The sequence below is a fragment of the Mesorhizobium monacense genome (genome assembly GCF_056781675.1).
Genome location: NZ_CM165567.1, coordinates 5,016,934 through 5,029,924 on the forward strand (window position 1 = coordinate 5,016,934; position 12,991 = coordinate 5,029,924).

The following is a 12,991-nucleotide window of genomic DNA, read 5'->3' on the forward strand; positions in this document are numbered from 1 at the left end:
GCAAATTCGATCGGAATTACAAGAGCTGCTTGTTAGACAGATCAATTGCTTTGTTCTAAGTTTTTGCGGAAAGTTGGAAAAAATTGGCGGCACCGCCGCAAAGGCTGGGAAATTGATCGGGCGCTTCAAATCGCTGTTCGCGCACTGGACCCGCCGGGTAAGGCGGCAGTTCGCCGGCGAGCGCTACCACCCTGAACAGCATTACATGCGCGGCCCCGGTTCGAAGACGAAAGCCAAGACGGCGAGCGGCAAGAGCGTTCGCGGATCATGAGCCACGGAGCGCCGCGCGGCGCCAATTCAGCACTGTCGCAACGGCCGTTGGCCGACACGCGCGCGCCCGACGAGGGCGACGGCGTCGACACTTCGCCAAGCGTCTCCGACCGCATCGCCAAGACCACTTGCTACATGTGCGCCTGCCGCTGCGGCATCGATGTGCACATCAAGGACGGCAAGGTCCGCTACATCAACGGCAACAAGGACCATCCGGTCAATCGCGGCGTGATCTGCGGCAAGGGCAGCTCGGGCATCATGCAGCACTACAGCCCGGCGCGGCTGAAGAAGCCGCTGCTGCGCACCGGCCCGCGCGGCTCGGGCGAATTCCGCGAGATCGAATGGGAGGAAGCCTTCTCGATCGCGACGGAGCGGCTTTCGGCGATCCGCCGGGCCGATCCAAAGAGACTTGCCTTCTTCACCGGACGCGACCAGTCGCAATCGCTGACCGGCTGGTGGGCGAGCCAGTTCGGCACGCCGAACTTCGCCGCCCATGGCGGCTTCTGCTCGGTCAACATGGCGGCCGGTGGGCTCTACACGATCGGCGGCTCGTTCTGGGAATTCGGCGAGCCCGACTGGGACAACACCAAATACTTCATGCTGTTCGGCGTCGCCGAGGACCACGATTCCAACCCGATCAAGATCGGCCTGGGCAAGCTCAAGGCGCGCGGCGCCAAGGTGGTCTCGATCAATCCGTGCCGGACCGGCTACAACGCCATTGCCGACGACTGGGTCGGCATCCGGCCCGGCACCGACGGCCTGTTCGTGTTCGCCCTCATCCACGAGTTGCTCAAGGCCGGCCGTGTCGATCTCGATTATCTGCTGCGCTACACCAACGCGCATGTGCTTGTCGTGCAGGAGCCCGGTGCCGCCGATGACGGGCTGTTCGTGCGCGATGGCGCCGGCAATCCGCTGGCCTGGGACAGGGTGGCCAGGACGCCCATCGGCGCAGCCGACCCGGATGCAAAGCCAGCACTGACCGGCAGCTTCACCATCGACGGCCGCCGCTGCGTGCCGGTGTTCCAACTCGTCGCCGATCGCTATCTCGACGAAAACTATTCGCCCGATGCAGTCGCCGAACGCTGCGGCATCCCGGCCGACACGATCCGCCGGATCGCCGCCGAATTGGCTCACGTCGCTTTCGAACAGACGATCGAATTGCCGGTGGCCTGGACCGATTGGGCCGGCCGCCGCCATGAGACGATCAAAGGGCGGCCGGTGTCGATGCACGCCATGCGCGGCATCTCGGCCCATTCGAACGGCTTTCACAGCTGCCGCGCCATTCATCTGCTGCAAGTGTTGCTGGGCACGGTGGACGTGCCGGGCGGATTCCGCTTCAAGCCGCCCTATCCCCGCCCGGTGCCGCCGGGTCCGAAACCGGCAGGCAAGAACATCATGCCGATGACACCGCTGGAAGGCATGCCGCTCGGCTTCGTCTGCGGGCCGGACGATCTCTTGGTCGATGGGGCTGGCACGCCCATTCGCATCGACAAGGCCTATTCCTGGGACGCCCCTTTGGCCGCGCACGGCCTCATGCACACCGTCATCCGCAACGCTTGGGCCGGCGATCCCTACCGGATCGACACGCTCATGATGTACATGTCGAACATGGCCTGGAATTCCTCGATGAACACCGTCGAGACGATCGCCATGCTGACCGACGCAGACGAGGCCGGCAACTACAAGATCCCCTTCATCATCTATTCCGACGCCTATTATTCCGAGACGGTGCCGTTCGCCGATCTGGTGCTGCCCGATACGACCTATCTCGAAAGGCACGACTGCATCAGCCTGCTCGACCGGCCGATCAGCCACGCCGACGGGCCCGGCGACGCCATCCGCCATCCCGTCGTCGAGCCGGACCGCGACGTCAGGCCGTTCCAGTCGGTGCTGATCGAGCTCGGTGCGCGGCTCGGCCTGCCCGGCTTCATTAACGACGACGGCTCGGCCAAATACCGTGACTATGCCGACTACATCGTCAATCACGAACGCACGCCCGGCATCGGGCCGCTGGCCGGCTGGCGCGGCAAGGACGGGACGGCGATCGGCAGCGGCGCGGTCAATCCCGACCAGCTGCAGCGCTACATCGACAATGGCGGCTTCTGGCACCACGATTTTTCCGCCGACCAGCGCTACTACAAGATGGCCAACCGCTCCTATCTCGACTTCGCGGTTGAGATGGGCTTCATCCCGAAGGCCGAGCGAACCGTCTTCCAGCTCTATTCCGAGCCGATGCAACGCTTCCGGCTTGCGGCGCGCGGCCATGGCCGCGTGCAGCCGCCGGAAGCCGAGCGGAACCGCATTGAGACCTATATGGACCCGTTGCCGTTCTGGTACGCGCCGTTCGAGGAAGCAGCCGTCGACCTGCAAAAATATCCGCTGCATGCGCTGACGCAGCGGCCGATGCACATGTACCATTCCTGGGGTTCGCAGAACGCCTGGCTCAGGCAGATCACCAGCCAGAACCGGCTGTTCGTGCACCACCAGACCGCAGCCGCCCTCGAGCTTGCCGATGACGACTGGGTGTGGATCGAGAGCATCAACGGCCGTGTGAAGGGACAGATCAAGCTGGTCGACGGCGTCAACGCGGATACTGTCTGGACCTGGAACGCCATCGGCAAGCGGCGCGGCAGTTGGGGGCTGAAGGACGACGCCGCCGAGAGCAATCGCGGCTTCCTGCTCAACCACATCATCGGCGACCAGACCTCCGCCGATGCGAACGGCAAGCGCTATTCGAATTCGGACCCGGTCACCGGACAGGCGGCGTGGTTCGATCTGCGCGTCCGCGTCGTCAAATGCACGGCGGAAGAAGCCGGCTTTACCGAGCCCCAATTCGAACGCTTCCGGCAGCCGCCGCGTTTCGAACCTGCACCCGACACACTCCGCTTCGGCGCCGAATTCCGCATGAACAGGGAAGCCGCCGAATGACCTGCCTTCCCGCCCACACCGACAAAAGGCTCGGCCTGGTCATCGACCTCGACACCTGCGTCGGTTGCCAGGCCTGCGTTACCGCTTGCAAGGAGTGGAACACCGGCGGCCACATGGCGCCGCTGACCGACATCGACCCCTATGGCGGCAATGTCGACGGCGTCTGGTTCAACCGCGTCCACAGTTACGAGCACACGACCGAGATGGGCGGCCGCACGGTGAATTTCCCGCGCTCCTGCCTGCATTGCGAGACGCCGGCCTGCGTTACCGTTTGCCCGACGGGGGCGTCCTACAAACGAGCCTCCGACGGCATCGTGCTGGTCGACGAGGACAAGTGCATCGGCTGCAAATTGTGCAGCTGGGCCTGCCCCTATGGCGCGCGCGAATTTGACACCGATGTCGGCGTGATGAAGAAGTGCACGCTCTGCGTCGACCGTATCTACAACGACAATCTGGCCGAGGAAGACCGCGTGCCGGCCTGTGTCGCTGCCTGCCCGACCAGCGCCCGGCATTTTGGCGATCTCGGCGATCCCACCTCGGCGGTCTCGCAGCTGGTGGCGGAGCGCGGCGGCGTCGACCTGATGCCTGAGATGGGCTACAGCCCGACCAACAAATATCTGCCGCCGCGCGCCCTTACCCAGCGCGCCGCATCGGTGCCGGCACCCGCGCTGGAGCCGGTACGGGCCGAAGGCGGCTTTCTCGGCTGGGTCGACCGCATGCTTTCGAACTGACACGATGCATCCAGCCTTTTCCGTCGTCTTCTTCACCACCGCCACCGGTGCCGGCTACGGCCTGCTGGCGCTGCTTGGCGTGCTCGGCGGATGGGGGTTGATCCCACCTGATTTCTGGCTCGGGCTCATCGGCATGGGGCTGGCGCTCGGCCTGATCGCCGCCGGCCTGCTGTCGTCGACCGGCCATCTCGGCCGACCGGAAAGGGCATGGCGTGCCTTCTCGCAATGGCGCAGCTCCTGGCTGTCGCGCGAGGGCGTGTCGTCGGTCCTGACCTTCATTCCGGCGGGGCTGTTCGGCATCGGCTGGGTGTTTTTCGCCCGCGCTGCTGGCTGGGTGGCCATTGCCGGATTGCTGGCGGCCGTCGGCGCGATCGCCACCGTCTGCACCACAGGCATGATCTATGCCTCGCTGAAGCCGATCGCCCAGTGGCACAGCCGTTACACGCTGCCGGCCTACCTCATCTTCTCGGCGATGACCGGCAGCACGCTCCTGAACGCCCTGCTGCAAAGCTTCGGCGTTGGTATGAGAACCGTGCTGGTAGCATCGTTGCTTGTCACGTTGCTCGGCTGGGGCTGGAAGCTGGCGACCTGGCGCTACAATGACAGGCAGGAAATCCCGACCAACGCCAATACCGCAACTGGACTTGCCGGCGGCACAGTGCGGTCGCTGGAATGGCCGCACACCGAGGAAAACTATCTGCTCAAGGAAATGGGTTTTCGCATCGCGCGCAAGCACGGCGCAAAGCTGCGGCTGATCACACAGGTTTTGGCCTTCGCCTTGCCCACCTTGCTTTTGCTCGCGGCTTTCTTTCTGCCCTGGCCGTTGGCGGCGATCGCATCGGGGCTCGCAGCCGTGGTCCAGTTCGCCGGCATGCTGGTCGAGCGCTGGCTGTTCTTCGCCGAAGCGAAGCACACGGTCACGCTCTACTACGGTAGATAGTGGCGTTTCAGCCGGGTCTCAGCATCGAGCCGGAAATGGCAAAGATGCGTTCGGCGCCAAGCATATAGGCCATCAGCGTCTCGCGGCGGAACAGGCCGGCATAGGCGCGGTCGAGCACGTTGAGCGAGCCGGTATAGGCACCGAAGGCCGGCATGATCATGCGGCCGCCGTCAGCGGCAAAGCAGCGCCGCCGCACCGAGCGGCCGCGCTGGACGATGCGGGCGCAGGGATGCAGATGTCCCGCGATCTCGCCTTCGACGCGCACCTTCGATGGCTCGTGCCGGAACAGCAGCGAGCCGATGGCGAGTTCGCGCACGGTGTCGCCGGGCAGATCGGCGGGCGCTTCCGGATCATGGTTGCCGGCGACCCAGAACCAGTCGCGGCCAGCCATCAGCGCTTCCAGCCGCTCGCGAAAGCTCGAATGCATGCGCTCGGCGCCGCCGCCATCGTGGAAACTATCGCCGAGGCTGATGACGATCACCGGCTGATAGTCGGCGATCACGGCCTGTAGCCGCAGCAACGTGGCGCCTGTGTCGTAAGGCGGGATCAGCGCGCCGCGCCGGGCAAAGGACGAGCCTTTTTCGAGATGCAGGTCGGACACCGCCAGCAGCCGAAGCTCGGGAAAATAGAGCACGCCACGCGGATCGCAGACGGCGCGCTCGCCAGCGATGCCGACCAGATCGGCCTCTGCCATCAGCGATGTGCGCGCCAGCGAGAAATTCATGCCCCCATCACTCTCAGTTCGTCATCCTCGGCCCATGGCCTCCTCGACCAGATCGGCCGCTTCCATCAGCAGCGTCTCGTTGGCGCCACCATTGACCGGTTCCTTGCCTATCTCCAGCATCACCGGTATCGCCAGAGGCGAAATCTGATCGAGATGCTTATGCACGATTCGCCCGCGCACGCGCGAGAGCATCTCGGCAAGTCTGCTGACGTCGAGCAGGCCGGCGGAGGCGTCGGTGCGCGTCGCCTGCAGCAGGATATGGTCCGGCTCGTGGCTGCGCAGCACGTCGTAGATCAGGTCGGCCGACACCGTCACCTGGCGGCCGCTCTTCTCTTGGCCAGGATAGCGCTTCTCGATCAGTCCGGCGATGACCGCGCAGGTGCGGAAGGTGCGCTTCAGCATCCAGCTGTCGTTCAGCCAGGCTTCGAGGTCGTCGCCCAGCATGTCCTCGTCGAACAGCGCCCCCAGCGACGGCTTTCTTGCCTTGAACAGCGCCGCCATGTCGTCCAGCGCCCAGACGGCCAGCGAATAGTCTGTCGCAACGAAACCGAGCGGCCTCGCACCCGCCCGCTCCAGGCGCCGGGTCAAAAGCATGCCGAGAGTTCTGGTGCGCCAGCCGCCCTTCGAACGGATAGGCGACCATGTAGTGGCGGTTGCCGCGCGGAAAGGTCTCGACCAGAAGGTCGGCGCGCTTCGGCAGCACCGACTTTTCCTTTTGCAGCCGGAGCCAATCGGCCACTTGCTCGGGCAGGGCCTGCCAGCGATCGGAATCGGCCAGCATGCCGCGCACCTGTTCGGCGAGATAGGTCGACAGCGGGAATTTACCGCCTGCATACGATGGCACGATGATGTTGGCTCCGGCGCCGCTGGAGACGACGCACTCGTTTTCGCGGATGCCTTCGAAGCGCAGCACCTTGCCGGCGAACAGGAAATTGTCTCCGGGGCGCAGCGTCTCGGCAAAATACTCCTCGATCTTGCCGAGCACCGGCCCGCCGCGCCCGGCCATGCCGCGCCCTTGCCTGACATAGCGGACGTTGAGCTCCGGCATCTCGACGATGGTGCCGACATTCAGCCGGTATTGCTGGGCGACGCGCGGATGCGAGACGCGCCACAGCCCGTCGACCGTCTTGCGGATGCGGGCGTAGCGCTCATAGTTCTTCAGCGCATAGCCGCCGGTGGCGACGAACTCGACGACCCGGTCGAAGGTTTCACGCTCCAGGGCGGCATAGGGCGCTGCACTGCGCACCTCCTCGAACAGCAGATCGGCATCGAAAGGCGCGCCGCAGGCGACACCCAGCACATGCTGCGACAGCACGTCGAGCGCGCCCTTGATCAGTGGCGGCGTGTCCTGCGCGCCGAGATAGTTGGCGTCAAGGGCGGCGCGGCATTCCAGCACCTCGAAGCGGTTGGCCGGGATCAGGATCGCCTTGGACGGCTCGTCCATCCGGTGATTGGCGCGACCGATGCGCTGCGCCAGCCGGCTGGCGCCCTTCGGTGCGCCGACATGGACGACCAGGTCGACATCGCCCCAGTCGATGCCGAGATCGAGCGTCGAGGTGGCGACGATGGCGCGCAGCGCGTTCTCGCCCATCGCCTTCTCGACGCGCCGGCGTTGACCGACGTCGAGCGAGCCATGATGGAGCGCGATCGGCAGCGAATCCTCGTTCGCCCGCCACAGCTCCTGGAACAGCAGCTCGGCCTGGCTGCGGGTGTTGACGAACAAAAGCGTCGTGCGGTGCTTTTTGATCGCCTCGTAGATCTCGGGAATGGCATAGCGGGCCGAATGGCCGGACCACGGCACGCGTTCTTGTGAATCGAGAATGGAGATGTCGGGCTTGGCGCCGCCGGCGACGGTGATCAGCCCGGCCATGGCGCCGGGTGGGTTCTGCGCGACCAGCCAGCGCCGCAATTCGTCGGGCTCCGCCACGGTGGCGGAAAGCCCGATTGTCTGCAGACCAGGCACATAGTTGCGCAGCCGCGCCAGCCCGAGCGCGAGGAGATGGCCGCGCTTCGACGTCACCAGCGAATGCAGCTCGTCGAGCACGACATAACGCAGATCCTCGAAGAAGCGCCTGGCGTCGGACGCGGCAATCAACAGCGCCAGTTGTTCGGGCGTCGTCAGCAGGATGTCGGGCGGCACCAGCTTCTGCCGCTGACGCTTGTGCGAAGGCGTGTCGCCTGTGCGCGTCTCGATGGTGACGGGCAGCCCGATCTCTTCCACCGGCTTGCCGAGATTGCGCTCGATGTCGACGGCCAAAGCCTTCAGCGGCGAGATGTAAAGCGTGTGGATGCCGCGATGCGCCTGGCCCGGTTTTCGACTGGGACGATCGGCGAGTTCCGTCAGGGACGGCATGAAGCCGGCCAGCGTCTTGCCGGCGCCGGTTGGGGCGATCAACAACACCGACTGCCCGGTTTGTGCCCTCGCCAGCAACTCGATCTGGTGGGCACGCGGCGACCAGCCTTTTTGCCCGAACCATCTGACGAATGGCTCGGGCAGGACGACTACGGCATTCCGGTCAGCGAGGCGCGGCTGTTGTGTCACGCGCCAGAGGTAGCGCGACCGCGCGCGATCGCCAAGCAAAATCGGAACAAAAGGTGATCGACGACCCTGCTAAGGCCGCCGGAAGCCTGTCGGGCCACCGTAGAGATAACCGATGCGGGCGATGGCGTCCTTCAGCCCTTCGCGCGAGACCAGCATGGTGTGGCCATTGGCGTGGATCATGGTGTCGGCGTCGGTCATGATGGCGACATGGCCCTTCCAGAATACGAGGTCGCCACGACGCAACCCGCTGAGATCCGGACCGGGTTCGAACGGCTCGCCGATGGTCGCCGCCTGCATGTCGGAATCGCGCAGCACGTCCTGGCCCGCCATGCGCATCGCCAGTTGCACCAGGCCCGAACAGTCGATGCCGAAGCCGGAGGCACCGCCCCAGAGATAGGGTGTGCCGAGAAAGGTCTCTGCGACCGATACATAGTCTGCGGCGGTGTCCGCGATCGGCCTGAGATGACCAGCAATGACCGCCTGACCGGAGGGCAGCAGCGCATAGTGCGTGCCGCGGGTTTCAGCGGTACCCGTCACCGTCACCACCGAGCCCATCGACAGCTGCCCGCTGATCGGAAAGCGCAGGTCGGGACCGGGATAGAGGAAGGTGCGCGGCACCGAGACGAGATGGGTCGGCGCATGATCGCGTCCGCCCAGCATGGTATCGGCGACGTAACCGACATAGCCGTCGCGCTCCACCTGGATCCAGGCCCAGCCGTCCTTGTTTTCGAAGACTAGAACATCGTCGCCGAACAGGGCTTGCGAGTTGACGCCGGCATCGGGGCGAGGCGCCTTGCGGATATCGGCGACTGAGACCGAAATCAGCGCCGGGCGCCCGGCGACAAAGCGGTCGGCGGAAACTTCGCCTTTCAATCGCGCATCGGCGAGATCGGCACGAAAAGCGTGAAGGCGGGCATCCCTGGCGGTCAAATCGGCACTCGTTTTAATCGGTAAGTTGGGCAAATCGACAATTGGTCAGATGGGCAGTTCATGAGCCCGGGCAACGATACCATCGCCGAAGCGCTCGACAAAGAGCGCGCCTTCGACGGTGCGCCTGATCAGCACATTGCGCTTGTCGAGTTCGTCGCGATGGCGCGACACCAGCTTCAGAGCGCCCATCGTATCGAGCGCGCGGGTGATGACCGGCTTGGTGACGTTGAGCCTTGCGGCCAGCCCGCGCACCGTGTGCGGCGGTGGGTCGAGATAGATGGTGAACAGGATCGCCGTCTGGCGCATGGTGAGATCGGGCGCGCCGTCGCGCACCTGCGACAGCATCACCTGCTGCCACAATCGCATGGCCTGGCTCGGGCGCATCGAGATCGACATCGCCCCAGCATGACGGCAAATTGTTTCGGTTCCGTTTCAGTCACGACATCTCGCTAGCATCAGCCGTAACGTGTCGAGATGATCCGCTCCAGCGCGCGAATGCCTTGCGCCTCGCCGCCGGCGACGCCGTGCGGGCGATCGGACGGGTTCCAGGCGAAGATGTCGAAATGTGCCCAAGCCGCGGTCTTCTCGACGAAGCGCTTGAGGAAAAGTGCCGCGGTAATCGAGCCGGCAAAGCCATCCGTGGTGACGTTGTTGATGTCGGCGATCTTCGACGACAGTTTTGCGTCATAGGGCCGCCACAGCGGCATCCGCCACAACGGATCCTCGACCGCGACGGAAGCTGCCGCCAGATCATCCGCCAGCGCTTCGTCGCCGGTATAGAAGGGCGGCAGGTCGGGACCAAGCGCGACACGCGCGGCCCCGGTCAGCGTCGCCATGTCGACCAGCAATTGCGGTTCGTCGTCGTCGGCCAGCGCCAGCGCATCGGCCAGCACCAGCCGCCCCTCGGCGTCGGTGTTGCCGATCTCGACGGTGATGCCCTTGCGGCTCGTCAGCACATCGCCCGGCCGGAACGCGTTTCCGGCAATCGAATTCTCGACCGCGGGGACGAGCACGCGCAGCCGCACGTAAAGTCCAGCGGCCATGATGATAGAAGCGAGGCCCAGCACATTGGCGGCACCGCCCATGTCCTTCTTCATCAGCAGCATGCCCGACGATGGCTTGATATCGAGCCCGCCGGTATCGAAGCAGACGCCCTTGCCGACCAACGTTACCTTCGGCGCATCCTCCGGTCCCCATCTCATGTCGATCAGGCGTGGCGCATCGGATGATGCGCGGCCGACCGCATGGATCATGGGGAAGTTCTGAGTGAGCAGGTCGTCGCCCCTTGTCACCGATACCTCGGCCTTGTGCGCTGCGGCCAGCATCCGAACCGCCACCTCCAAATGGTCGGGACCCATGTCGCTGGTCGGCGTGTTGACAAGATCGCGCGTCAGGAAAACGCCGTCGACGATGCGGCCGACATGCGCCGCATCGGCGCCGGATGGCAAGGTGAAGCGCAGCGCCTTGCCGGGTTTCTTGCCGTAGCGGGTAAAGACATAGCCGCCGAGCGCCAGTGCAATGGCCGCCAGTTCGGGCTCCGCGGGGTCGGAGGCAAAATGCCAGTCGCCCTCCGGTAAGGCCCGTGCCAAGGCACCAACGGCAAGCGTGCCCTCTCCGTCGCCGGTGCCGAACAACGCACCGGCAAGCGCGCCGTTCTCGCCGGGAACGACAAGCGTCCTGCCGGCCTCACCGGAGAAACCGTTGGCCTTGGCCCAAGCGATCGACGACGGCGCGAGACCGGCTGCCTCCAGATCGCCCTTTGCCACCAGATGAACCGGCAAGGCGGTCTGCAGCGTGCGTTCGACAAGTTCGACAGGCATACGATGATCTCCGGCCGATCGCATCGCGAGTCGGCGTTTCTTAACGGTCCGTTAGGGTTAACAGAATATTTCTGCGGGAGGGAAGACGGCCAGGCAATGGCCGCGCGAATGGAGACCGGGTGCCAATGCCGATCAAAGTGTCGAACATCACAGGCAAGCGTCTGATCACCACTGCATTCTTGGCGGCGTTGGCGGCGAGCGTAGCGGGTTGCGGCACCACCAGCAAGTTCACGACCGGCTCGATTTCACGCTCCAGCAGCAAACCACTGGAGACCATGGCCGCCGGCGAACTGCACAACGCGACGATAGCGCTCGGCGAATCCTATGCCAAGAATCCCAACGACAAACGCATCGCCACGAACTACGCGGCGGCACTGCAGATGGACGGCGATGCCGACCAGTCGCTCGCCGTCATGCGCAAGCTGGCGATCGCCTACCCCAAGGACCGCGACGTGCTTGCCGCCTACGGCAAGGCGCTGGCCGCCAACGGGCAGTTCGAGCCGGCGCTCGATGCGGTGCGCCGCGCGCAAACGCCGGAGTATCCGGACTGGCGGCTGGTTTCGGCGGAAGCAGCCATTCTCGACCAGTTGGGGCAGAAGGACGAAGCGCGCCAGGATTACCGCAAGGCGCTCGACCTCAAGCCGAACGAGCCCTCGATCCTTTCCAATCTCGGCATGTCCTACGTGCTGGAAGGCGATCTGCGCACGGCAGAGACCTATATGCGCTCGGCCGCCGAACAGCCCAACGCCGACAGCCGGGTCCGGCAGAACCTGGCTTTGGTCGTCGGCCTGCAGGGCCGCTTCGACGAGGCCGAGAAGATCGCCTCGCAGGAGCTCTCGCCCGAGCAGGCGCAGGCCAACGTCGCCTATCTGCGCCAGATGCTTGCGCAGCAGAACGCCTGGAGCCAGCTCAAGGATCAGGACAAGGACAAACCCGCGACCAACTGACAGTAGCGCGTCCGATCCTCCAATCTCGCCAAAGACAAAAGCCGCGCGGCATAGGCAGCGCGGCTTTTGTCTTTGCGTGAGCCGAATCTCGGCGCTACTCGCTGCTCGACTTGTGCTGATCGCCGAAGACGCCGCGCTGGCTGACCTGGATGCCGGCCGGGCCGAGGATGATGGCGAACAGCACCGGCAGGAAGAACAGGATCATCGGCACGGTGAGTTTGGGCGGCAGGGCGGCGGCCTTCTTCTCGGCCGCGTTCATGCGCATGTCGCGGCTTTCTGCGGCCAGCACGCGTAGCGCATGCGCCACCGGCGTGCCGTAGCGCTCGGCCTGGACCAGCGCCTGCGTCACCGACTTGACCGATTCCAGGCCGGTGCGGCTGGCGAGGTTCTCATAGGCCACCTTGCGTTCCTGCAGGTAGGAGAGCTCGGCGTTGGTCAGGACAAATTCTTCCGCCAAGGCCACCGATTGCGCGCCGATCTCTTCGGCAACCTTGCGCAGGGCGGCCTCCACGGACATGCCGGACTCGACGCAGATCAGCATCAGGTCGAGTGCGTCCGGCCACGCCATCTGGATCGACTGCTTGCGCTTGGCGGCGCGGTTGTTGACGTAGAGTATCGGCGCATAGAAGCCGCCATAGGCGACGACAACGCAGACGAACAGCTTGATGAAAGGCGGCTGCAGAGGCAGTCCGCCGAGCATGAAAACGTAGAGTGCCGCCAACGCGAAACCGACGAAGGGCAGGATAAGGCGGAAGAACAGAAAGCGCGTCAGCGGATTCTGGCCGCGAAAACCCGCCACCTTGAGTTTCTGCAGTGTGCTCTCATCGGCCAGCGCGCGCCTCAGATCCAGCCGATCGACGATGTTGCGCATGCCGATCGACTGTTCCTCGCGCAGGCCGCCGCCCTTGCGGCGGCGATCGGCTTCGTTGGCCAGCCGCGTGCGCTGCTTGGCGCGCAATTCGTCACGCTCGAGCGCCACCGATTTCATGCGCGACTTGAGCTGGTTGCCGCCAAGGGCGGGCAAGAGCGTGAAGACGGTCGCAAACACCGCAATGCCGACCAGGAGCGCGATCAGGAAGGCGGGGTCGGTAAGGGATTTGACGACCTGGTCTGTCATTGGTTTCTATCTTTTTGTTCGAGCACGATCTTCTCCGAAAAC

Annotated in this window: 10 protein-coding genes and 1 pseudogene; 5 read left to right on the top strand and 6 right to left on the bottom strand. The window is 64.7% G+C overall.

All coding sequences use genetic code 11. The features are described 5' to 3' along the window. Window positions 1-112 precede the first annotated feature (112 nt). From AC1RUK_RS24050 to AC1RUK_RS24065, 4 genes are read left to right on the top strand one after another with little or no spacing between them, the layout of a single operon-like run. The gene (locus AC1RUK_RS24050) at window positions 113-271 is read left to right on the top strand and encodes a hypothetical protein (protein WP_481838652.1); all 159 of its coding nucleotides are present in this window, start codon (window positions 113-115) and stop codon (window positions 269-271) included. Beyond that, entirely contained in the window at window positions 268-3,198 is a 2,931-nt protein-coding gene (locus AC1RUK_RS24055) for a molybdopterin oxidoreductase family protein (RefSeq protein WP_481838651.1), read from the top strand. The genes AC1RUK_RS24050 and AC1RUK_RS24055 overlap by 4 nt, the downstream gene beginning before the upstream one ends. Continuing rightward, on the top strand, window positions 3,195-3,929 hold the full coding sequence (locus AC1RUK_RS24060) for a 4Fe-4S dicluster domain-containing protein (RefSeq protein ID WP_481838650.1): 735 nt from the start codon (window positions 3,195-3,197) through the stop codon (window positions 3,927-3,929). The genes AC1RUK_RS24055 and AC1RUK_RS24060 overlap by 4 nt, the downstream gene beginning before the upstream one ends. Window positions 3,930-3,933: 4 nt before the next feature. Further along, entirely contained in the window at window positions 3,934-4,869 is a 936-nt protein-coding gene (locus AC1RUK_RS24065; RefSeq protein ID WP_481838649.1) for a dimethyl sulfoxide reductase anchor subunit family protein, read from the top strand. Between the two features lie 7 nt (window positions 4,870-4,876). Here AC1RUK_RS24065 and pdeM read toward each other — a convergent pair whose 3' ends face one another. From pdeM to AC1RUK_RS24090, 5 genes and pseudogenes are all read right to left on the bottom strand, one after another. Then, window positions 4,877-5,593 carry a ligase-associated DNA damage response endonuclease PdeM gene (gene pdeM / locus AC1RUK_RS24070; protein ID WP_481838648.1) on the bottom strand — a complete coding sequence of 239 codons (717 nt, stop codon included), beginning with the start codon at window positions 5,591-5,593 and terminating at the stop codon, window positions 4,877-4,879. Window positions 5,594-5,614: 21 nt separating this feature from the next. Then, window positions 5,615-8,135 (bottom strand): annotated as a pseudogene (locus AC1RUK_RS24075) (ligase-associated DNA damage response DEXH box helicase). Window positions 8,136-8,204: 69 nt separating this feature from the next. Further along, the gene (locus AC1RUK_RS24080) at window positions 8,205-9,065 is read right to left on the bottom strand and encodes a C40 family peptidase (RefSeq protein WP_481838646.1); all 861 of its coding nucleotides are present in this window, start codon (window positions 9,063-9,065) and stop codon (window positions 8,205-8,207) included. 45 nt (window positions 9,066-9,110) lie between these two features. Continuing rightward, window positions 9,111-9,461: a MarR family winged helix-turn-helix transcriptional regulator gene (locus AC1RUK_RS24085; protein WP_006202972.1), complete on the bottom strand. Its 351-nt coding sequence runs from the start codon at window positions 9,459-9,461 to the stop codon at window positions 9,111-9,113. A gap of 59 nt (window positions 9,462-9,520) precedes the next feature. Continuing rightward, window positions 9,521-10,885, bottom strand: coding sequence for a leucyl aminopeptidase family protein (locus AC1RUK_RS24090; RefSeq protein WP_481838645.1), 1,365 nt, complete (start codon window positions 10,883-10,885; stop codon window positions 9,521-9,523). A 125-nt stretch (window positions 10,886-11,010) separates the two neighbouring features. Between AC1RUK_RS24090 and AC1RUK_RS24095 the strand changes: the two genes are divergently transcribed. Beyond that, window positions 11,011-11,832, top strand: a complete 822-nt coding sequence (locus tag AC1RUK_RS24095; protein WP_404279997.1) for a tetratricopeptide repeat protein — start codon at window positions 11,011-11,013, stop codon at window positions 11,830-11,832. Window positions 11,833-11,926: 94 nt separating this feature from the next. On the opposite strand, the gene AC1RUK_RS24100 is transcribed toward AC1RUK_RS24095, so the two are convergent. Further along, on the bottom strand, window positions 11,927-12,949 hold the full coding sequence (locus tag AC1RUK_RS24100; protein ID WP_481838644.1) for a type II secretion system F family protein: 1,023 nt from the start codon (window positions 12,947-12,949) through the stop codon (window positions 11,927-11,929). Between the last annotated feature and the right edge of the window lie 42 nt (window positions 12,950-12,991).

Coding starts and splice junctions, on each gene's coding strand:
- AC1RUK_RS24055 (WP_481838651.1), top strand. CDS start 268: ATGAGCCACGGAGCGCCGCGCGGCGCCAATTCAGCACTGTCGCAACGG.
- AC1RUK_RS24060 (WP_481838650.1), top strand. CDS start 3,195: ATGACCTGCCTTCCCGCCCACACCGACAAAAGGCTCGGCCTGGTCATC.
- AC1RUK_RS24065 (WP_481838649.1), top strand. CDS start 3,934: ATGCATCCAGCCTTTTCCGTCGTCTTCTTCACCACCGCCACCGGTGCC.
- pdeM (WP_481838648.1), bottom strand. CDS start 5,593: ATGAATTTCTCGCTGGCGCGCACATCGCTGATGGCAGAGGCCGATCTG.
- AC1RUK_RS24085 (WP_006202972.1), bottom strand. CDS start 9,461: ATGTCGATCTCGATGCGCCCGAGCCAGGCCATGCGATTGTGGCAGCAG.
- AC1RUK_RS24090 (WP_481838645.1), bottom strand. CDS start 10,885: ATGCCTGTCGAACTTGTCGAACGCACGCTGCAGACCGCCTTGCCGGTT.
- AC1RUK_RS24095 (WP_404279997.1), top strand. CDS start 11,011: ATGCCGATCAAAGTGTCGAACATCACAGGCAAGCGTCTGATCACCACT.
- AC1RUK_RS24100 (WP_481838644.1), bottom strand. CDS start 12,949: ATGACAGACCAGGTCGTCAAATCCCTTACCGACCCCGCCTTCCTGATC.